16 protein-coding genes and 2 pseudogenes are annotated in these 22,288 nt (G+C 51.6%); all 18 read left to right on the forward strand.

Annotated elements, in window-relative coordinates; translation table 11 throughout:
• Position 1: 1 nt before the first annotated feature.
• The gene (gene tssF / locus P2R09_RS03850) at positions 2-1,873 is read left to right on the forward strand and encodes a type VI secretion system baseplate subunit TssF (protein ID WP_275767217.1); all 1,872 of its coding nucleotides are present in this window, start codon (positions 2-4) and stop codon (positions 1,871-1,873) included.
• Positions 1,870-2,916: a type VI secretion system baseplate subunit TssG gene (tssG, locus tag P2R09_RS03855; RefSeq protein WP_275767219.1), complete on the forward strand. Its 1,047-nt coding sequence runs from the start codon at positions 1,870-1,872 to the stop codon at positions 2,914-2,916. The genes tssF and tssG overlap by 4 nt, the downstream gene beginning before the upstream one ends.
• Before the next feature lie 54 nt (positions 2,917-2,970).
• Complete coding sequence (tssH, locus tag P2R09_RS03860; protein ID WP_275767221.1) at positions 2,971-5,580, forward strand: type VI secretion system ATPase TssH; 2,610 nt, start codon at positions 2,971-2,973, stop codon at positions 5,578-5,580.
• A gap of 27 nt (positions 5,581-5,607) precedes the next feature.
• Positions 5,608-7,110, forward strand: coding sequence for a serine/threonine-protein kinase (locus P2R09_RS03865; RefSeq protein ID WP_110411541.1), 1,503 nt, complete (start codon positions 5,608-5,610; stop codon positions 7,108-7,110).
• Positions 7,111-7,126: 16 nt separating this feature from the next.
• Positions 7,127-9,274: a type VI secretion system tip protein TssI/VgrG gene (tssI, locus tag P2R09_RS03870; RefSeq protein WP_275767224.1), complete on the forward strand. Its 2,148-nt coding sequence runs from the start codon at positions 7,127-7,129 to the stop codon at positions 9,272-9,274.
• 2 nt (positions 9,275-9,276) lie between these two features.
• Positions 9,277-10,431: a DUF2169 domain-containing protein gene (locus tag P2R09_RS03875; protein ID WP_275767227.1), complete on the forward strand. Its 1,155-nt coding sequence runs from the start codon at positions 9,277-9,279 to the stop codon at positions 10,429-10,431.
• The gene (locus P2R09_RS03880; RefSeq protein ID WP_275767229.1) at positions 10,424-11,686 is read left to right on the forward strand and encodes a PAAR-like domain-containing protein; all 1,263 of its coding nucleotides are present in this window, start codon (positions 10,424-10,426) and stop codon (positions 11,684-11,686) included. Before P2R09_RS03875 ends, P2R09_RS03880 begins: the two co-directional genes overlap by 8 nt.
• Complete coding sequence (locus P2R09_RS03885; RefSeq protein WP_275767232.1) at positions 11,683-12,408, forward strand: ankyrin repeat domain-containing protein; 726 nt, start codon at positions 11,683-11,685, stop codon at positions 12,406-12,408. The genes P2R09_RS03880 and P2R09_RS03885 overlap by 4 nt, the downstream gene beginning before the upstream one ends.
• A gap of 541 nt (positions 12,409-12,949) precedes the next feature.
• Positions 12,950-16,945 (forward strand): RHS repeat-associated core domain-containing protein, encoded by a 3,996-nt coding sequence (locus tag P2R09_RS03890; RefSeq protein ID WP_275767233.1) that lies wholly within the window; start codon positions 12,950-12,952, stop codon positions 16,943-16,945.
• 9 nt (positions 16,946-16,954) lie between these two features.
• Positions 16,955-17,341, forward strand: a complete 387-nt coding sequence (locus P2R09_RS03895; RefSeq protein WP_275767235.1) for a hypothetical protein — start codon at positions 16,955-16,957, stop codon at positions 17,339-17,341.
• Positions 17,342-17,824: 483 nt separating this feature from the next.
• Positions 17,825-18,358: pseudogene (locus P2R09_RS03900) on the forward strand (RHS repeat-associated core domain-containing protein); the annotation flags it as partial.
• Positions 18,359-18,669: 311 nt separating this feature from the next.
• Complete coding sequence (locus P2R09_RS03905; protein WP_275767237.1) at positions 18,670-19,263, forward strand: hypothetical protein; 594 nt, start codon at positions 18,670-18,672, stop codon at positions 19,261-19,263.
• A 463-nt stretch (positions 19,264-19,726) separates the two neighbouring features.
• Positions 19,727-19,987: a hypothetical protein gene (locus P2R09_RS03910; protein WP_275767239.1), complete on the forward strand. Its 261-nt coding sequence runs from the start codon at positions 19,727-19,729 to the stop codon at positions 19,985-19,987.
• A gap of 186 nt (positions 19,988-20,173) precedes the next feature.
• A complete protein-coding gene (locus tag P2R09_RS03915) occupies positions 20,174-20,302 on the forward strand; it encodes a polymorphic toxin type 46 domain-containing protein (RefSeq protein WP_275767241.1) in 129 nt (42 codons plus the stop codon).
• Positions 20,292-20,432, forward strand: coding sequence for an immunity protein Tsi6 family protein (locus P2R09_RS03920; RefSeq protein WP_243207444.1), 141 nt, complete (start codon positions 20,292-20,294; stop codon positions 20,430-20,432). Before P2R09_RS03915 ends, P2R09_RS03920 begins: the two co-directional genes overlap by 11 nt.
• 37 nt (positions 20,433-20,469) lie before the next feature.
• Positions 20,470-20,652, forward strand: a complete 183-nt coding sequence (locus P2R09_RS03925) for an immunity protein Tsi6 family protein (RefSeq protein WP_275767246.1) — start codon at positions 20,470-20,472, stop codon at positions 20,650-20,652.
• Positions 20,653-20,884: 232 nt separating this feature from the next.
• Positions 20,885-21,151: pseudogene (locus P2R09_RS03930) on the forward strand (type VI secretion system tip protein VgrG); the annotation flags it as partial.
• A gap of 81 nt (positions 21,152-21,232) precedes the next feature.
• Positions 21,233-21,697 carry a hypothetical protein gene (locus P2R09_RS03935; RefSeq protein ID WP_275767248.1) on the forward strand — a complete coding sequence of 155 codons (465 nt, stop codon included), beginning with the start codon at positions 21,233-21,235 and terminating at the stop codon, positions 21,695-21,697.
• Positions 21,698-22,288: the final 591 nt, after the last annotated feature.

Genomic DNA, 22,288 nt, shown 5'->3' on the forward strand with positions numbered 1-22,288 from the left:
CATGGACAGCAATCTGCTCGACTACTACAACCGTGAACTGGCCTACCTGCGCGAGATGGGGGCAGAGTTTGCGACGCGCTACCCGAAAGTGGCGGGACGTCTTGGCATGCATGGCATTGACGTGGCGGATCCCTATGTGGAACGGCTGATGGAGGGGTTTGCCTTCCTGACGTCGCGCGTGCAACTGAAGATGGATGCGGAGTTTCCGCGCTTCTCACAGCGTCTGCTGGAGATGATTGCGCCATCTTATCTCTCGCCAACGCCCTCCATGGCGATTGCGCAGCTGACGCCGGACAGCCGCAAAGGTGATATCACTCAGGGTTTCCGGGTGCCGCGCGGCACCATGATGGAGAGCCAGAACCTGAAAAAAACCGGGGTGACCTGCAGCTACTCCACCGCACACGATGTGGTGCTGCATCCGCTGTGCATCACTGAAGCCAGCCTCGGCGGCGTGCCAGGTGATCTGCCTTCTGGCGAGCTGAAACTCACGGGCCTGGGCGCGGCGAGTGCGCTGCGCATCCGTATCACCTGTGAAGGGATCTCCTCGCTGAGTCAGCTCAACGTCGAGGACCTGATGCTGTTCCTCAGCGGCCCGGATATTCAGGCGCTGAAGCTGCTTGAGCTGCTGATGCAGCATCGGGTAGGTATCGTGCTGCAGTCGGTAGAGAAACGGCCACAGCGTCAGGTGCTGACAGATGACGCCCTGCAGCAGGAGGGTTTTGCGCCAGAGCAGGCGCTGCTGCCCGACGACCTGCGCAACTTCGACGGCTATCGTCTGTTGCAGGAATATTTCGCTTTTCCGGCACGCTTTCAGTTTATCAGCCTGAGTCAGCTCGGCCCGTTTTTGCGCCGCTGCGACAACGCCACGGCGTTCGACATCATCATCCTGCTCGACAAAGCGGACAGCGCGCTGGAAAGCGTGGTCGATCACAGCCATCTGGCGCTGCACTGCACGCCGGTCATTAACCTCTTCCCGAAAACCGCCGAGCGTCTGAAGGTCAGCGACAGTCAGCATGAATATCATCTGGTAGTGGATAACATCCGGCCGTTGGATTATGAGGTGCATTCGGTGCAGCGGCTGTTTGCCACCGTAGAGGGCAAGCGGGAAGAGCAGGTATTCCGCCCGTTCTGGAGCACCTTCAGCGGCGATCAGGGTGACTATGGCGCCTACTTCTCGCTGCGCCGCGAACAGCGCACCCTGTCAGAGCAGGCACAACGTTATGGCACGCGCACCGGCTACATCGGTTCAGAAGTGTTTCTGTCGCTGGTGGATGAGCATCATGCGCCGTGGCGCGACGACGTGCGCTATCTCTCTGCCGAGGTGATGTGTACCAGCCGCGATCTGCCGCTGATGCTGCAGCAGGATCAGGGCAATTTCGTGATGCCGGATTCCATTCCGGTGTCGGAGCTGAAGCTGTGCAAAGGACCGACGCCACCACGTCCGGCGCTGGCAGAAGGCCTTTCGGCCTGGCGGTTGATCAGCCATCTGCAGATGAACTACCTCAGCCTGATGGACAGCAGCGACGGGGAAGGTGCGGCGGCGCTGCGCCAGTTGCTGAGTCTCTACGCTAATCTCGCCGAAGCGCCGGTTGCCCGCCAGATTGACGGCATTCGTCACTGTACGCTCAGCGCGGTAAACCGCCGTGTGCCTGAGCCAGGGCCGGTGGTGTTTGCGCGCGGTGTCAGCATCACGCTGGAAGTGGATGAGCAGGCGTTTTCGGGTGCCAGCCCCTGGCTGTTTGGCAGCGTACTGGAGCGGGTTTGTGGCCGGCTGGTGGCACTTAACAGCTTCACAGAGTTCACCCTGAACAGCCAGCAGCGCGGGGAAGTGGGCTACTGGCCGCCGCGCATGGGCAGGAAAGCGCTGATATGAGTGGCGAAAAAGTCATTACGCTGCCGCGTCTGACCCGACTGCCGGATGATTTCTGGCAGAAAGTCATGGCCGCGCCGTGGCGCTACGATCTGTTTCAGCTGCTGCGACGGCTGGACGCGCAGGGCGGTCAGCGTTATCCGCTGGGCCGTGCGCCGCTGCCGAAGTTCGAATCGGTACGCATCGGTCAGACGCCGTCACTGGCGTTTGCACCGGCCACCGTCGCCAGTGCCACCCCGCGTGAGGGTTCGGAGCGTCATGAGCTGTCGATCTACAGCTTTGGCCTGTTTGGCCCCAACGGCCCGCTGCCAACCCATCTGACCGAATATGTGCATGAACGCATCGTGCATCATCAGGATCACAGCCTGTCGGCGTTTGCTGACCTGTTTCACCACCGCGCCACGCTGCTGTTCTATCGTGCCTGGGCGGATGCGCAGCCGACCGTGTCGCTGGATCGTCCCGACGACAGTCGCTTTTTGAACTATCTCGCCTGTCTGGCGGGCATCGGTTTGCCGGCCCAGCAGCAGGCCAGCTCGCTGAGTCTCCATGCCCGACTGATGCTGGTGGGCCATCTCAGCCGTCACGGTCATGATGCGGAAGGGCTGGTGCGCATTCTGCGCCACTACTTTGGCGTACCGGTCCGGCTCACGCAGAACCTGCCGCACTGGCTGACGCTGGACAGCCGCGATCAGGCCCGACTGGGCGCGGGACGTCACATGCCCCGGCTGGGCGCCTCCGCGTTTCTCGGTTTGGCGGTACGTGATGTGCAGCACCGTTTTCGCCTGCACCTGGGCCCGCTCAACGCCGCGCAGTATGCCCATTTTCTGCCGGATGCGCCCGGCGCGCAGGAAGTGCGCGACTGGGTGCGTCACTACCTTGGCATCGAAATGCAGTGGGATCTCAGTCTGATCCTGGCCGCTGACGAGGTGCAGGGTGTGGCGCTGAGCGGCACTGCCCGACTCGGCTACACCAGCTGGCTGGGGCAGATGCCGCAGCCGCACGATCGTGAAGATTTCATGTTTGAGGTTGAGGCTGCTTCACGCTAGCCCAGCCGCTTTCCCTGTTACACAGCCTGCGTCTTTCATTGAAGAGAGCCCCCTATGTCAGAAATCAGCCGTGCCGTGCTATTCGGCAAACTGGATACGCTGTTATTTACCTCGCTGGAAAGCGCCACCGCCTTTTGCAAACTGCGCGGCAATCCCTATGTCGAACTGGTGCACTGGCTGCATCAGCTGATGCAGCAGCAGGATGGCGACTTACAGCAGGTCATCACACATTTTTCACTGGATGAAAAGGCCCTGACTCAGGACATCGTTGCCGCGCTGGATCGCCTGCCTCGCGGTGCCAGTGCGGTCTCCGACCTCTCTGAGCATATCGACAGCGCCGTTGAGCGGGCGTGGGTTTATGCCTCGCTGAAATATGGCGCGACCCGCATTCGCGGCGGTCATCTGCTGATTGGTATGCTGAAAACCTTCAACCTGGCCAGCGTACTGAAAGGCATCTCCGGCCAGTTCAGCCGGGTTAATGCCGATGCGCTGCTGGCGGATTTCGACACGCTGCTCAGCAACAGCAAAGAAGCGCAGCAGGCGATGAGCGCGCCGGCAGATGCTGCTGGTACAGCGCCTGCGGCCAGTGGCAGTTCGCTGGAGCAGTATGGACAGGATCTGACCGCGCGCGCCCGTGAAGGCCGCATCGATCCGGTGACCGGGCGTGACGATGAGATCCGCCAGATGGTCGATATCCTGATGCGTCGTCGTCAGAATAACCCGCTGCTGACCGGTGAAGCGGGCGTCGGCAAAACCGCGGTGGTCGAAGGCCTCGCGCTGCGTATTGCCGCGGGTGATGTCCCTGCGCCGCTGCGCGATGTGCAGCTCTGGCTGCTGGATATCGGCCTGCTGCAGGCCGGTGCCGGAATGAAAGGGGAGTTCGAAGCGCGGCTGCAGGCGCTGATTAATGAAGTGCAGTCCAGCGCGACGCCGATTGTGCTGTTCGTCGACGAGATCCACACTCTGGTCGGTGCTGGCGGTCAGCAGGGCACCGGCGATGCCGCTAACCTGCTGAAACCGGCACTGGCGCGCGGCCAGCTTCGCACCATCGGCGCGACCACGTGGGCGGAATACAAAAAGTACATTGAGAAAGATCCGGCGCTGACCCGCCGCTTCCAGACCGTGCAGGTGCAGGAGCCGGATGAAGCCAAAGCGATTCTGATGCTGCGCAGTACCGTCAGCGCGCTCGAGAAACATCATCGGGTGCTGCTGCTGGATGATGCGGTCACTGCGGCGGTGAAACTATCCCATCGCTATATCCCGGCGCGTCAGCTGCCCGATAAAGCGGTGGCACTGCTGGATACTGCCTGCGCCCGCGTAGCGGTCAGCCAGGGCGCACAGCCCGCGGCGCTGGAAGATTGCCTGCACCGTCTGGCCGCGCTGGAGATTGAAGCGGAGATCATTGAACGTGAAATCCGCGTCGGCCTTGGCGATGTGACCCGCCAGCAGGCGATTGCCGCAGAGCGCACGGCCCTGGAAACTGAACGTGATGCACTGCAACAGCGCTGGCTGCAGGAGCGCGAACTGGTTGAAACGCTGATTGCGCTGCGCGCCCGCTGTGTAACCGAAGAGGATCCGGCGCTGCGTGAACAGCGCGATGCAACGCAGCAGCAACTCACGGCGCTGCAGGGCGACTCGCCCCTGCTGTTTGCCGCCGTCGATGCAGGCGTGGTGGCTGCCGTGGTCTCGGACTGGACCGGTATTCCACTGGGCCGGATGGTAAAGAATGAGATCGACGCCGTCCTGAATCTGGCTGACACCCTGAACCAGCGCGTCATCGGCCAGCGTCACGGTCTGGAGCTGATCGCCAAACGGGTTCGCACTACGCGCGCCCGCCTGGATAACCCCAACAAGCCCGCAGGCGTCTTTATGCTGTGCGGCCCGTCCGGTGTCGGTAAAACCGAGACCGCGCTGGCGCTGGCCGAGTCGCTGTATGGCGGCGAGCAGAACATTATCACCATCAACATGAGTGAGTTTCAGGAGGCGCACACCGTCTCGACGCTGAAAGGTGCTCCGCCGGGCTACGTCGGCTACGGCGAAGGCGGCGTGCTGACCGAAGCCGTTCGCCGTCGTCCCTACAGCGTGGTGTTGCTGGATGAGATTGAGAAAGCCCATCCGGACGTACATGAGCTGTTCTTCCAGGTGTTTGATAAGGGCTGGATGGAAGATGGTGAAGGTCGCCACATCGATTTCCGCAATACCATCATCATTCTGACCTCGAATGTCGGAACACAGCTAATCAGCGCAATGTGTGCTGATCCTGAACTGATGCCCGATCCCGATGCCCTGAGCACCGCACTGCGTAAGCCGCTGCTGGAGGTGTTCCCGCCTGCGCTGCTGGGCCGTCTGCTGGTGGTGCCGTATTACCCGCTCAGCGATGAAATGCTGGCGGAGATTGTGCGGCTGCAGCTGGCGCGCATTGTGCGTCGTCTGGCCGACAACCATGGGATTCAGGCGCAGATCGACGAGTCGGTGGTGAGCCAGATCGTCCAGCGTTGCACCGAGGTGGAGTCAGGCGGTCGCATGGTGGATGCCATCCTCACTAACACGCTGTTGCCGCAGATGAGCCAGATATTGCTGAGTGCGCACGCCCGCGATGAACGCTATCGCCGCGTCGAAGTGCGTTGTGAGCAGGGCGAATTTGTCTGCCAGTTCGCTGTTTAAAGCTTAGTTATCAGAGAGTTTTCGAATATGTCGGAACATGATCAACCCCTGAATGTCCCCAACGCGCTGCCGCTGGGTTACCGCTTCAATGAGTTTGAAATAAAAGAGGTTATCGGCGGTGGTGGCTTTGGTATCGTCTATCGCGCCTGGGATCACCAGCTGGAACGTGATATCGCCATCAAAGAGTTTATGCCCGCCTCACTGGCGGTGCGCAGCGATGACCTTAATCTGGTGCTGCGCAGCGAACGTTTCAGCAAAACTTTTCACGCCGGACTGAACAGCTTTATTCAGGAGGCGCGTCTGCTGGCGCGCTTTAACCATCCGAACCTGCTGCACGTGCTGCGTTTCTGGGTGCAGAACGACACTGCCTACATGGGCACGGTGTTCTACAGCGGCACCACGCTCTCAAACTTCCGCGAACGCAATCCGCAGTCGGTAGATGAAACCTGGATCCGTCGCATGCTGCCGCCGCTGCTGGGCGCGATTAAAACCATCCATGAAGCGGGTTACCTGCATCGTGATATCTCGCTGGATAACATCCAGATTCAGAGCAGCGGCGAGCCGATCCTGCTGGACTTCGGGTCGGCGCGCAAAACCATCGGCAACCTGTCGGATGAGAGCGAGACCATGCTGCGTCCCGGCTATGCGCCGATTGAGCAGTACAGCGACAACGACGAGAGCGAGCAGGGCGCGTGGACCGATATCTACGCGCTGGGCGCGGTGCTGCATACGCTGATTACCGGTGCACCGCCACCGGTCAGCGTGGTGCGGAGCATCGAAGATAATTATCAGCCGCTGGTGCAGCGTCGTCTGGGAGGATTTTCCACGGCGCTGCTCAGTGCGGTGGATCGCGCACTGGCGCTGAAGCCGGAAGATCGCCCGCAGAGCATTGATGATTTTGCTGTGCTGATGGCGCTGCCGGAACGCGAGTCAGAACCGCTGCTCAGCGCAAAAATGAGCGGGCCAGGTACGATGCTGGTGCCGATCACAGAAGAAGAGGAGGAGGTCAAACCCGCCTCGCCGCTGAAAACGCTGCTGGGACACCGGTTTGCACTGCCTGGCCTGGTGGCTGCGGGTGTGCTGGTCGGCCTGTGCGCCGGTCTGCTGATGTCACGTGGTAATGAGTCATCGCCGGCTGAGGTCGCGCAAAACAGCGCGCCTGCCGTCACCGTCGCACCGGTCAACCAGCCGGTGGCTGCGCCACCGACCCAGTCTGAGACTCCGCCGGACACCGTTGTCAGCGCACCGGCGCAGACCTCTGAGCCGGTGCAGACCGCCGCACGTGAACCCGATCCACAACCCGCACCGCCACCCGCGCCTGTCGCCCAGGTTTATATCCGGTTGCAGCAGGGTGAACGCGTTCAGGTAAACGGTCAGCCGCAGGCGCTGGTTCCGGCGGTGAATGGCTTTGCGACGCTGCAGCTGGCACCGGGCAACTATACCTTTGCCATTAGTGGCCAGAGTGGCACCCGCCAGCAGACGCTGAACATCAGCGAAGAAGGCGTCTGGTTGCTCGATCCACACAGTTAATAGTCAGGGATTACTTATGTTCTCACGCATTACTGCACAGCTGCCGGCGGACGGCCTGCTGTTCCATACGCTCACGGGCACCGAGACGCTGTCCCGTCCGTTTGTGCTCACCGCCGAACTGCTGGCCACCGACGCGCGCATCGACCGCCACGCCCTGCTGGGCAAGCCGGTTACCTTTACGCTGCCGACCGACGGCCTGATGAACGCGCTGAGCCCGCGCTACCTCAACGGCAAAATCACCCGCGTGGCGGTGCGCAGCCAGGAGCTGAGCGGCACCCGCTACGCGGTCTACCAGCTGACGGTGGAGCCGGACCTGTGGCCGATGCGGCGCGACCGCAACCTGCGCATCTTCCAGAGCCAGACGGTGCCGCAGATTGTGCAGACGCTGCTGAAGGAGTACGCGGTTAACGTAGAGACGCGCCTGGCGGGCAGCTACCGGGTGTGGGAGTACTGCGTGCAGTATCAGGAGAGCAGCCTGGACTTCATCAGCCGCCTGATGGAGCTGGAGGGGATTTACTACTTCTTCCGCCACGAGGCGGACAAACATACGCTGGTGCTGTGCGACGCGCCGGACCAGCATCAGGCGTTTCCGGGCTATGAGACCATCGCCTATCACGTCACCCCGTCGGGCGGCGTGGTGACGGAAGAGGGCATCAGCCAGTGGTCGCTGGCGGAGAGCGTGACGCCGGGCATCTACAGCACCGACGACTACGACTTCCGCAAGCCGAACGCGTGGATGCTGCAGGCGCGGCAGAACCCGGCGTCGCCGGTGCCGGGCTCGGTGGACGTCTACGACTGGCCGGGCCACTTTGTCGACCACAGCCACGGCGAGTCCTACGCGCGCATCCGTCAGGAGGTGTGGCAGGCCGAGCACCACAGCGTCAGCGGGTCGGGCACCGCCACCGGCATCGCACCGGGCTTCACCTTCTCCATCATCAACGCGCCGCACTTCAGCGACAACGGCGAGTATCTGGTGACCTCGGCGACCTATGACTTCGCCGAGAACAGCTACGCCAGCGGCGACACCGGCGAGAGCCGTCACAATATCAGCTTCACGGTGCTGCCGTCGTCGGTGACGTACCGCACGCCGCCCACGACGCCGTGGCCGAAAACGCACGGTCCGCAGACGGCGAAGGTGGTGGGGCCGAAAGGCGAGTCGATCTGGACCGACCGCTACGGCCGGGTGAAGGTGAAGTTTCACTGGGACCGGCTGGCAAAGGGTGACGACACCAGCTCCTGCTGGGTGCGCGTCTCCAGCGCGTGGGCCGGTCAGGGGTTCGGCGGCGTGCAGATCCCGCGTGTTAACGACGAAGTGGTGGTGGATTTTATTAATGGCGATCCGGACCGTCCGCTGATTATCGGCCGGGTTTACAACGAGGCGAGCATGCCGCCGTGGGCGCTGCCGGCGGCGGCGACGCAGATGGGTTTTCTGAGCCGGTCGAAGGATGGTACGGCGGATACGGCGAACGCGCTGAGGTTTGAGGATAAGGCGGGTGAGGAACAGGTCTGGCTGCATGCCGAGAAGAACATGGACACTGAGGTTGAGAACAATGAAACCCACAGCGTCGGCAGCAACCGGACTAAAACCATCGGCGGCAATGAAACAACCGAGGTGAAGAAAAATCGTACAGAAACGGTTGATCAAAATGAAACCATTACCGTTCATCAGAATCGTACTGAAACGGTGGATGGTAATGAAACCATCACTGTACACAGTAATCGCACTGAAACAGTTGATCAGAATGAGAAAGTGCGTATTGGTCAGAATCAGTCGGTAACGATTAATGGCAACCAGACACTGAAAGTGGATAGGACGAAAGCTGAAACCATTGCACTGGCTTCAATGCTCAATGTCGGTCTGGCTCAGAACACCAATATTGGCGCGGCATACATGCTAAACGTTGGTGGCGGCTGGATGACCAATGTCGGCGGAATGCAGGCACACCATGTCGGCATGAAATATTCGCTCAATACCGGACGGGATATGGCATTGACTGCCGGGACTACTGCGGAGTTCAGTGCTGAAGACAAAATCACCCTGGTGTGTGGCGAATCGATGATTGTGCTTGAGCATAATGGCACCATCACCATCAGCGCGAACAAGATCAAGCTGGTCGGTGAGAAGGTGATTGATATCGACGGAACACAGATAGACATCAACTGATTATGGAAAACTTTGCCAATTTAACTGCCTTTCCTGCGTTACTCTTTGATTCCTTAGATCAGCACGATCACGGTTTTTCAACAGTCGTTGCCCGTCTTAGCTACGATCTGGATATAAAAAGTGGTGAACTGGTTTTCTGTGAGGATCAGGGTGAGCTGGTTGAGCAGGATAGCTATTTCGCTGAGCAGGGCCGGAGTAGTGTCAGATTTGAAAGCGATTTGGCCCCCTATAAACCACGTATGGATCTGGTCATTAATGCGACGGCCTGGGCACCTGAAGATAAGCCGGTAAAAAGTTTTACCGCAGGTGTTCAGTTAGGGGATTTTACCCGTCTCATTAAAATTAATGGGCCGCGTGAATGGCGGAAGATGATAGCGACCTGGCAGTTAAGTGAATCACAACCAATAACATCGCTGGATCTTCGCTATGAATACGCCGCGGGGGGATTCTACTCTTTAGAAGGTGAAAAAATTGTTGCCTCTCCGGTAAACAGTGTTGGGATGGGATGGTATCCTCCCGAAGTACTGAAAAACCTGAAAGCCCAGCGCCTGACAGCCCCACAGATAGAGTGGCCAACACAGCCGATCCAGAAAATTGATCAACAGTCATCACCTGCGGGTTTTGGCTTTTTTGGCCGGGGCTGGCAAGGAAGGATTGAACTGGCAGGAAGCTACGATGAAAAATGGCAGAAAAATCGTCAACCTCTGCTGCCGGAAGATTTTAACTTTGCTTACTGGAATGGTGCGCATCCTTTGATGCAATTTCCCTTTCCTAATCCCCTTAATTATGTACCCATAACGCTGCGTTATTTTATTTCGTCTCGTGAGATTGAAAATCAGCAAATCCATTTAAAAGTGCCTGTGGAATCACTTTTTCTGTTTATCACCACGGAAAAGGGGGCTGGAGTGGCAAAAGATATGGTCCTTGATACGCTGGTTGTCGACATAAACGAGCGAAAAGTACATTGTAGCTATCGCACTGTAATTTCTGAACTTATGGAGCCGGTCATGACTGAACTGCGTTTCATCAAAGCGGAACAACGCCAGCAACAGCTTGAACTCGCCGCGCGCTTCCACACTGACCCTGCTGCGAGTGAGTTTGTACCTTTACCACCGAGCCTGTTAGCGAAATTACACCAGGTGAAAACGAATGGCTGAAAATTACGCTGCCCGCAAAGATGGCGCATACAAAGTAGTTGGCATGGCACCTGACCTGTGTTTTACGCCGGGATCGCAATCTCCCGTTCCCTATCCCGTACAGACCACGCTTGACTCATCTGCATCTACAATCAATTCTGTCAAATTTAATGGTCATCCTGCCTTTGTATTCAATCAAAGTTTTGTGCCCAAAACGATAGGAGATGCAGCAGGAAAGAACAAGGGTATTACAAGCGGAACGGTAGAGGGGAATTGTTGGCCGATTGAACACAGTCCTGATACCAACATAGGCGGTTTCAAAATTATCAGAGTTCAGGATATGTTTTTCATGAATGGCAGTTTCTTGCCAGGCATGCTCGGTATGTCTAAAAGTGAACGATGGAAGTACCGTAAGCATCTGATTGAGTTAGGAAAGAGCAGTAGCGACAAGGATGTACAGGCTGCAGCAAATCGTCTTGAACTGGATAACACCGCTGTTGAAAAAGCCCGTTTAGCCTCAGTAATCTATGACGGAGGGGAACCATCTGAACCAACCCCCGATATGCCTGAAGGATGGATTGATATAAGTAATGATTCAGAAGCTTTAAAGAAGATAAACTTGAAACCTAAAAATCTTATTGCTAACGGGTCTCCTGGGTTCAGAGCCAGAGTTTATGCGCCCGATCCGGCTGTATTTGGCGATGATATGAAAACATCTGTTGTTTTCCGAGGTACAAGGCAGAGTGAGATTGAAGACTGGAAGGCGAATTTCAATCAGGGAGTTGACAAAGAAACGGGTTATTATAATCAAGCCGTTCAAATAGGTACGCATTTATCTAAAGTAGGTAATGTTGATGTGGTCGGTCATTCTCTTGGTGGTGGATTAGCATCCTCGGCATCAGAAGCGGGAAATGTAAAAGGATGGACTTTCAATGCTGCGGGTTTAAACCAGAATACCGTAGAAAGATATTCTGGCTTACCGGCTTCCGGGGATGCAAAAAATATTGATGCATTCAGAGTGAAAGGAGAAGTATTGACTGATGTTCAGGAGAATAATCCTGGACGGTTGCTGGAGTTTGGAATGAAGTATGGGCCCGGGCTAGCTATGTTAAAGGCGTATGTTGCGGGGGAGGCACCTGACTCTGTAGGTATCAGGCACAATCTATCTGGCGGAGAAGGCGATCCTATCACTTTGCACAGTATGGCTCAGGTGATACATTGTCTGGAATTAGAAAAGGACCATGATATAGCAACAATTACCGGAGGAACGTTTTGAATATTTTAAGAAAAATATTTTTTTTGCCGTTTTTATTTTCACTTTTAACTTTACAGGCTTGTGATGACATGAAGAAAATCCATCCGGAGGATTACTTTTCAGGAAGCCAGTTACAACTGGCACAGGCAATTGAAGATGGCAATGTGGATGAGGTGGAAAAATTATCAACTCAAACTGATCTTAATAAACCTGGCGAGAAGGATTTGACCCTTTTGTATTATGCCCTCAGTGAAGCTTCAAATAAGGACGTTAACAGACTCAATGTAATGAGTGTTCTGGTAAAGCATGGCGCCGATCCTGTTCAATACGTTGCCGATATGGGTTCTGTGGCAAGTAACACAGCGGGATATTCAGATCCTGCTTTTGTCAAAGCATTAATCAAAGGAGGGATGGATAAAAACGCGAAATTTGACAGCACGCCGATAATATTTTATGCAACTAATGAAAAAGCCTTCCCTACTCTAAAGTATTTTGTTGAAATAGGTGCTGATGTCAATGCGAAAGATAGCTTAGGACAAACAGCAATTTTTGAGGGGATGTATGGTCGACAATATGATCAGGTTGAATACCTTCTTCATCATGGTGCGCATGCAAATGTTACTGATGTGAATAATGTAACTTTTAATCAACTGTTGGATAAAATTATTAGTAATACAAATAAAGATAATACAAAGGCCCTTAATAAGCTAGAAGATATAAGAAAATTAACGCAAAAAAATTAATAGATGTTTGGGCTAAATTGAAAATCAGCATCTTATGAATGCTTGAATTTTCGATTAATGTAGACTGAGATGAACCTGTCATAGTTATACTCAGTGACAGGTTCAGATTGCATAAAGGCCTGCTTATGCAGGTTTTCTCGTGATTTAACAGATGTTCAGAAGTGCTGGCTGGGGTGTCAGAAATATAGTGATAATAAACCTTAACTGCATCACTTTCTGGCGTGATAGCGAGACGGTCCAGTACTGGTATGATTGCTCGTACCTAAATGATGGGGCATGATGATTACTACTCTGACATTGCAATTATTATATGCCTGATTTTAAGTATATGTTCTGGCCTCACTAATTTATTCTGCATCTAAACCCTTTTTGACAAGATTTGACTGCTTCATCTTTTTTCACCTCAATTCATAAATGATTAAACGGTATCAGGTGAAACTATTCACCTGAACTGCATGGCATGCCTCAGATCTTATTCCTGAGTAAACAAGTTTAATAAATAATTCCTTCTTTAACCTGTACAGTTTCGCACGGAGCTCCAATGGCAACCGGAAATACGATTGGTAAATTACAATATGCGCCTGCGCCACAAGGCCATGTGGCGGCGGGCAGTGCCAACCCGCCGAAAAAGAAAAGCTGGTGGAGCAGTTATGGCGACTGGGTGCATACCGGTCTGGACGTGTTAGGCGCAGTTCCTGTTGTCGGCGCGGTAGCTGACGGCGCGAACGCCGCGATTTACACCGCAGAAGGGGATTATGGTAACGCTGCACTTTCAGCCGCTTCGGCGGCAGCTAACTTTGTACCCGGTGGCGGGGCGGCGTTTAAAGCCGGTAAGCTGGCAGCAAAAGCGGGTAAAGCGGTAGAAGCCGCGAAAGTGGGCAAAGGCATTGCAAAAGAAGGGGCTGAACTGGCTGAAAAAGCAGCCGTCAAAGCTGAAACGACCGCTGCTAAAGCCGAAGCTAAAGCCGCTAAAAAAGAAGCTGATGAAGTTATCAGCGCTAAAAAAGCGGGCAGCGAAAAGGGAGGCAGTGACAAAGGACATGCGCAGAAAAAGACTGAGCCGTGCAAAATTCCGGCAAGGCCTCTGCCGCAGGTGGATATGGCGATTGGTAGTCCGGTTAACCCTGTACTGGGTATCAAACTGCTGTTCGGCCCTGAAGATAATGATTTCTCTTTCCCGGCATCAGTTCCCCTTAACTGGCAGCGCTACTATTTTTCTGATGAAATCGGCAATGGCTGGCTGGGACAGGGCTGGTCACTGCCCATTTCACAGGAAGTACGCAGAAAAGCGGGTCTGCTGGTCTTAATGGATGAACAGGGTCGCGAAATTGAGTTCCCCTATCCGGAAGCGGGCCGCCAGCCTCAGCTTCATCGCTATGAGCAACTCTACCTCTCGCAGCCGCAGCCTGAGGAATTTTGTATTTCGGCCGCGGATGAAAGCCAGCACTGGCACTTTACACATAAAGCTGAATCTGACCGCTGGCTGCTATCCGCCATCAGCGACCGTCACGGCAACCGCCTTATTATTCGTTACAACATCCTGCATCTGCCGGTGCAGATTGAAGACAGTGCCGGGCGTCGTTTTAATATCAACTTCTCTCAGTTTGAATCGGACACGGGGAGTGCTTTTTTCCGTATCACCAGCGTCAGCGTCTGTTATCCGTCTGATCCTCTGAATGCCGAAATTCTGTGCCGCTACGATTATTCACCTCAGGGTGAGCTGATTGCCGTGCGTAATGAGCTCAACGAGGTGCTGCGTGAATTCCGTTACCGTAACCATATTATGGTGGCGCATCGTCGTGCGGGCGAAATGGAGTGTTTTTATCATTACGATAAATATTCCCCTGAAGGAAAAGTTCTGGCACATCGTGACAGCCTCGGCGGGGAATGGCGTTTTGAGTATGGCGGTCAGACTACAACGGTCACTGATGCAATGGGACGCGTGACACGCTATGACTTTGACGACAATAAGGAACTGATTGGCTATCAGGATGCGATGGAAGGGCATATTCGTATTAGACGTAATGCCCGCGGTCAGATGACACAAGTCACCGACCAGAGCGGCCGATTTACACGCTACCGCTATGATGAACGCGGCAACTGTACGGCCATCATTGAGCCAGATGGTCAGACTACACGTTTTGATTATCACGAACGCTGGAACACGCCGGTTCGTGTGACCAACATGCTGGGCGGCTCGCGTGAATTTATCTACGACACAGCAGGAAACTTAATCCGTTTTTCGGATGAGATAGGACGCATTACAGAATACAACCATGATGACCGTGGCAATCTGGTCAGGGTACGTGATGCTGCGGCGGGCGTACAAACGTTATGCTGGAACCAGGCCAACTTTCTGATCAGTCATACCGATTGCTCAGGGCGCACAGCGACCTTTGACTATGACAAATATGGCTGGATGAAGCAGCAGACGGATGCCGCAGGCAACCAGACGCTGTTTTATAACCGATGGAATGGCCTGCCCCAGCGTATTGTGCATGCCGATGGTGGAACGGAAAGCTTTGAGTTTGACCGCTGGAGACGTCTGATTGCCTGGCAGGATCCTCTGGGGCAGGTTACGCGCTGGACGCTGGCTGCTGATGGCTTGCCGCTATCACGCACTGATGCACTTGGCCACAGTATTGGCTACGAATACGATCTGGCCCGTCGCCTGACCGCCCTGATTAATGAGAACGGTGCGCGATATACATTCCGCTACGACGCCCGGGATAACCAGGTCGAGGAGCGTGGCTTAGATGGTTGTAAAACGCGTTATGAATATGATGACAGTGGCTGGCTGCTGGCTCGTATTGAAGAAGGCGATGGCAGCGGGTCAGTAATTCACTCGCACTATCAACGGGATCCCGCCGGACGATTGCTGGAAAAGCTGGTGTCGCGCGGTGGAGATGCCACATGGCAACGTACCCGCTATCGTTACGATGCGCTGGGACGCCTCACAGCCGGTGTCAATCACGGCGGACGCTCTGAACTCGAATGGGATGATGCCGGACAACTGCTCGCAGAGCGGACGCTGGTTCGGGGTCACCGTTATGAACTGCGCCACAGCTATGACGAGCTGGGTAACCGGACGCACACTATCTTACCGGATGGGCGGGAACTGAAGCATTTTTACTACGGCAGCGGACATCGGGTGCAGGTCAACTTGGGTAACCGTGTTATCAGTGAAAGCGAACGTGACGTTATGCACCGTGAAGTGCATCGCACCCAGGGCGCAATCAGCAGCGAGTATTTGCACGACGAGATGGGCCGGCTGATAAGCCAGCGTGCTGGCCGTGGCGCGCAGTCAGCGGTGGCACGCGAGTATGTCTGGCGGCACGATGGCCAGCTGACGCAGATTACGGACAAATACACGGGCGATTATCGCTACGAATATGACGCGCTGGGACGGATGACGCGGGCACGTGATGAGCATTTCGCCTTTGACCCGGCGCACAATCTGCTGAGTGAAACTCAGAGGCAGCCATTACAGGATAACCGGCTCAGGGTTTATGAAGATAAACGCTGGACCTATGACGGCTTTGGTAATGTGACGCGCAAACAGAGCGGCCGCCACACAGACCAGCAGTTTATCTGGAACGCTGAACATCAGCTGACCGAATCGGTGAGCATCCGCAACGGGACCGAGCAGCGAACCACCTACGGCTATGATGCGTTTGGACGTCGAAGCTGGAAACGCGATGCTTTTGGCATCACGCGCTTTATCTGGGAAGGCAATCGCCTGCTGAGTGAGGTGAGAGGCTCGCGCCAGCACCTCTGGATTTACGAGGATGACAGCTTTGCTCCGCTGGCGCAGATCAGTCTGCAGCAGGGCGGGACGGAGCATGACGCGGAGGTTAACTGGTATCACAACGACGTGTCAGGTCTGCCACGCGAGCTGACCGGTGCTGATGGCAGTGTGGTCTGGCGTGCCGTCTATCGTGCCTGGGGTAATACGCAGCGTATAGAGCAGGTCGCAGTGGAGAATGCAGAGCCGGTTTATCAGCCGCTGCGCTATCAGGGTCAGTATTTCGATGCGGAAACAGGTTTGCACTATAACCGCTTTCGCTATTATGATCCGGATGCGGGCAGGTTTGTGAGCCAGGATCCAATAGGGCTTGCTGGTGGGGTTAACCTTTATCAGTATGCGCCGAATCCGCTGAGCTGGATCGATCCGTTAGGGTTGAGTAAATGTCCACCAAACAAGAAAACGACTTATGAAGGAGCTAGTCGTCGTGATGCATTCAGGCAGGCTAAACGTGATGCAGGAATACCAATGCATAGCCAACCACGAGTTGATCGCGTAGATTTACTTGACGGTTACGGAAATAAAGTTCTTGACAAAAAGGGTATGCCAGTACAGGTGAGACAATATCATTTTGAAACCAAAAATGGCAAATCAGTAGTTTTGCAAGAACATAGTTTGGGACACGAAAAAGCTACTCCATTACATGGTGCTGAACCCCACTTCAATGTAAGGCCAATTACAAACTTGAATACTGGTAGTCTCCCTGGTACTCATGGGCATTACAACTTTTAAGGAATACTTATGAATCTCTTTAATTTCATTAGAAGAAAAGAATTTTTGGATAAGATTTACCCTGAAGGCATAGTTAATGACGTTTATCTTGGACAGATTATGCTTGATGTACAAGGCCGGCTTTCATTAAATATTCATATTAAGCAAAAGCCTGCAATAGATGTGAGTAAATGGGGAGTGTGGGGTAAAGATTATGATGTAGTTGTTATTGAACTCAATGGCTCAGGTTGTAGTAATATTAACATTAGCAATTGGAATTTAGCATCCTATGATAAATTGAATGTCATCAGTAAAGAAGGAAAAAGATATTTATATCAAAAAAAGGATAACTGGGAAGTTTCTCTCGACTTTAATGACTTTATATTTCAAAAATGCAGCGTATACATTGATGGTTGATTTTAAGAGTTTATATGTTTATTGGCAGTCTTATCGTCATGGTAAGGCTGCTTGTTTTAATAAGGGTAACCATGAAATTTTAATGGGTGCTTTTAAAAGTGAATGTCTCTCATGGAGTTAATCTCATGATGACAACAGTCAAAACTAAAATCTTTTAATTTTATCTGATGCGTCATAACAGATTCGAGTGCGCTTTGGTGTGATTCCTTCGATACTGATTTAATTTTAAATTAATTAGATGTTAGTAAAACCTGGACTTCGTTATTTTTCGACGGCTGTGTCTGTGTTTATAAGGTTTGTTATGTTTAATAAAATAGATTTAAATGAAAATTTTCTTCGCAGAATTATATTGCGTCCCCGATAAAGTAAACGCAAATTATATAAATACATGAGTGTAATTTAATTATCTTTTTAAAACAGCTAATTTTTCTGGGTTATGAAATGGTCATTAATTACGAGTAAAGAAGTTCAAATGATGCTGCTTACGGATATGATGCATTTGGCCGCCGAAGCTGGAAACGCGATACTTTTGGTATCACGCGCTTTATCTGGGAAGGCAATCGCCTGCTGAGTGAGGTGAGAGGCTCGCGCCAGCATATCTGGGTTTATGAGGATGACATCTTTGCACCGCTGGCGCAGCTAAGTCTGCAGCAGGGTGAAACGGAGCATGAAGCTCAGATCTTCTGGTATCACAACGACGTGTCTGGCCTGCCACGCGAGCTGACCGGAACTGATGGCAGTGTGGTCTGGCGTACCGTCTATCGTGCCTGGGGCAATACGCTGCGCACAGAGCAGGCCGCTGCGGAGAATGCAGAGCCGGTTTATCAGCCGCTGCGCTATCAGGGTCAGTATTTCGATGCGGAAACAGGTTTGCACTATAACCGCTTTCGCTATTATGATCCGGATGCGGGCAGGTTTGTGAGCCAGGATCCAATAGGGCTTGCTGGTGGGGTTAACCTTTATCAGTATGCGCCGAATCCGCTGAGTTGGGTGGATCCGTTGGGCCTCAGTAAATGTTCTTTAGTTAAAGCAAAAAGCAGAAATGATGCTTTGAAACAGGCTCAGGCGCATGCTCAGGTTCCTAGGGTTTCCAGAGGGGGGCGCAATATTGGTATTGACGAACTTAATCCTACGAGTCGTGGCAGAGCATGGTCGGAAATGAAATCTGACGGTGGAAAATCATTAGGAAGAGAAAATCGCTATGGAAAAAATAAATGGTTTGAGCATCCAGATGGACATCCTGATGCTGGGCAACCAAGCGTGCCAAAATATCATGAATCAGGTCACATCCATTCAGTAAACCCTAAAGGTGAAGAGGTAATATTTACATGGTAGCTCATGAAAGGTTAATCAAGATCCCCGTTCCTGACTTTAACGAAGTTATTGACAATAAAATAACTTCGGAATCTTTTTGTTTGTGCTATCAATTTAATATCGACGACAGTGGATATGGGCGATATGGTTTTGATACAGAAAAAGCTAAGGATTTACTCAAGAATCTATTTCCTGATCTTTATTGCTACGACGATAAGATTAAAACACTAGTAAAGAAAAATTCACTCGATTCACAAGGTCTTTACTTTTTTGAGAATTGGGAAAAAATAAAGGCTGAGTTAGATAGTTATAAGTTGACGATTAAAAAAAATGAGATTTTAGCAAGGAAAGGCATGGCTATAAAAAATTGTAATGAAAAGCCCAGATTGTTTGAGGTTTATGAGAATGGCAAGCTATCATCCAACGTCGTGGATGAGCTGATTAGCCTAGATTGTGGGTTTTTTATTGTTAATAACTATATGCCACAAGGTGGGAAGTGCCTTATTTTCATAGATGCATCTCATTTAGATAAAATACAATTGGCTGCAAAAAATATGGATATTAAATTTGACTACCTTCCTTCTATTGATAGTTTGAAAGCATGGTGATTTATCATTGGTGAAATTTTTAAATTTAGGTGGGAAAATATTGTTCGAGGGCGTGTTTGCTTATTATTAATAAGTTGTTTGAACTTGAATTGAATTTTGTTAGCATCTATCTTTACGGCGTGGCTATTATTTCCGTAGGAAAGAAAACAACCTGTAATTGAGTAATATGGAATGTTAGCCTTAGATGTTCTGTTATCATAAACATGTCACAGGTTAGTAATGCGAAATGATCGATGCTGCTAGTTGCATAGTGTGGAGGACTGCTTCAGGTTAATCGAACAACTCGCTGCGGATGGTTTAGACAGCATGGTAGGATACGTTAATGCACTATTTTGAGATGTTCATCCCTTATTGTTGCCTGGTGGTAAATTGCCTAATGGTGATTATGAAGCAGTTGTTTCCATGAAAAATTTAGATAAAGGGATAGACTATCAAGTTTATGACTTAAAGACAGGAGAGATTTATGATTGAAGCTAAGGTTGTTAAATCACGCCAAGGTGACTTTAATTTACTGCGTTCGGGTAGTGAATGGTTTATAGGCGTTCTTATCCCAAATTTCTATCCAAATTCACATTTTGATGTTAGTAAGAAATTTATATTAAATGAAAATGATCTTCTTTATAAAGATGATTTTGACTATTTAATCAGGTTGGCCGAGTCTATTCGTAAGGATTGGATCAGGTTCTCTGATAGAGAGGTTAAGGATATTAAGGTTGTGAAGTGATTTGTTATAAATAAATTAAAAGTGATTTTCTCTCCCCGAAAAATCGCCTTTTTAGAGAATTAATTCTTATGAGTTTTTTATATTAAGTTACTCTAGGTTAGGGGTTTACGTAGTCTCTGTATTTAAATATGGAATAAGTCAGGTGAATTTGCAGAATCAGCAACTTTAATTTATCAATAAGTTGAGATGCTACGGAGTACATCGCTGCCAGCGCTCGACACTTGGTCGGTGAAGAATCAACCCTATCAAACAGAAGGCGGAGCGATTCAATTGCTCTCAAACGAAAAAGGTGCATTTAAGGGTTATGATGAATAAAGAAGAATATACTGCTCTTGACTACATTAATGATGCTATTGATATCACTAATCAAAGAGCCATGGAAAAGCCGGAGTTTACAGTTTTTCAGGTTGCTCTGAAGCAGCTTATTTATGTAAAAAAATACTAACTGGTGAAGAGAAAGATAAAAAAGTGTCCTGCATAGCATGAATCTGGGGACTCTGGCCTCCAAAGAGTTTGATACAACTGATCCAGAGCTTGCTAAACATCTTTCAAACGCAAATTATATTGCATCTCAAATAGGTGCGGGACTCAAGGTTATTCTTCCTAATCAAACCGATCCTGAATATGAAAAGCGTAAAAAAAGATATTTAAAATCTCATAAGTAAATGGATATTGGCCTATTTTACTGAGTCTTTATTGGTTGATATCCAAATCACATATTAACTGAAAAAATTACTCTATTAACTATGTCCATAGATTTTGCTTTTTTAGGCAGGAGTCTGTGTAGAAAGATAATTTCATCCTGACACCTGTTACTTCTAATCATAAGATGCTTTTAGTAAAAATCATTTCCCTTCAACTTTAACTGGCTCGCTTCACTGGCTGTACGGATGAACCATGTTCCCGCGCATTACTTCACCGCAGCTGGCCTGCTGTTCGATACGCTTACGGGCACCGAAATGCTGGTTGTCCGTTTGTGCTCACCGTCGAACTGCTGTTCACCGACGCGCGTATCGACCATCACGCTTTGGTGGGCAAGCAGGTGACTATTACGCTACCGACCCATGGCCTGATGAACGCGCTTAGTCCGCGCTAACTTAACGGCAAAATCACCCTCTGGCGGTGCGCAGCCAGGAGCTGAGCGGCACACGATATGCGGTCTATTAACTGACGGCCGAGCCTGACCTGTGACCGTTGAAACGTGACCGCTATCATTAGCGCTTCTAAAACGATTCTGGCTGGCAAATGATTTTTAAAAGAGATGGCAATAGCGTGGAAATCATAGCATTTTTATTGTTTTTATTAGTGACGGAGTTTTTTATCTGGAGCAGTAAGATTTCCTATGGGAGAAAAACGCTGGCTGGTATAAGTAAAGCTTTTGTCGGTGTTTTTATCGCCATTATCGCTATCGGGTTCGTGCTTAAAGGACTGGCAGCGATAATGCCAGGTTTTACCAGGGACGCCGCAGGGGATTTAATGGAGGCATTAGGTGCGTCATTATTTTTTATATGGGGTATGAGGTTTATACTTGTTGGATTGTGCAATTTGTTTGGCACTATTATGGATTTTCATAAGAAATATAATGCTGGTAATTACAGGAGGTTTTCACCGGCTATCAATAAACTGGCACCAGGGCTGTTCGTTTTTTCAAAGGTCATTCTTTCTCTTGGATCTATAGTGATTTATTACGGTATCTGGCTGTCTAATTAAATTAAGAAGGGAAGCAGGCTGTGAATATTGACAAGGACTATGCTTTTCCTTTACGCCGGGCTTTTCCAGGGAAGTGATCTAACAGCGCTTCCGAAAATGCCTTTATACCTAGACCAGATAAGAAATCCTGCATTACCGTTGCGCTGCCAGTCAGCCTCAAGCCAGCGGAACTGAAGCCAGTTGCCTTCGCTGATATCGGTTTAACCCAAATCTGACGCTAATTAACCACGGATGACTCACCCTGCCTGGCAGTTTGGGCCGCGTATAAGGCTGCCAGTGTGAGATAAATATGTCTGACTAGCTGTTTAAAAAGCCTGCTATGACAGGCTAAAAGTCTTGCAACACCATGGGAACTAAACCGGGACGGTGCGCTGCCTGTGTAGAGTTAAAAATGGTAGGTGAAAGCAGCAGCGCGACACGCATTACTTGTCGACCGCGGGTGGCTGGGAGCCACTGGTGCACATCGATACTCTGGATGACAGCGCCATGACGTACTGGTACCTAATCTCTAATATAAGCACGGAATCTGACTATGTTCTCACGCATTACTGCTCAGCTGCCGGCTGACGGCCTGCTGTTCCATACGCTCAC

Origin of the sequence: Pantoea sp. Cr_R13 (assembly GCF_029222565.1) — a bacterium.
GTDB lineage: Bacteria > Pseudomonadota > Gammaproteobacteria > Enterobacterales > Enterobacteriaceae > Pantoea > Pantoea eucalypti.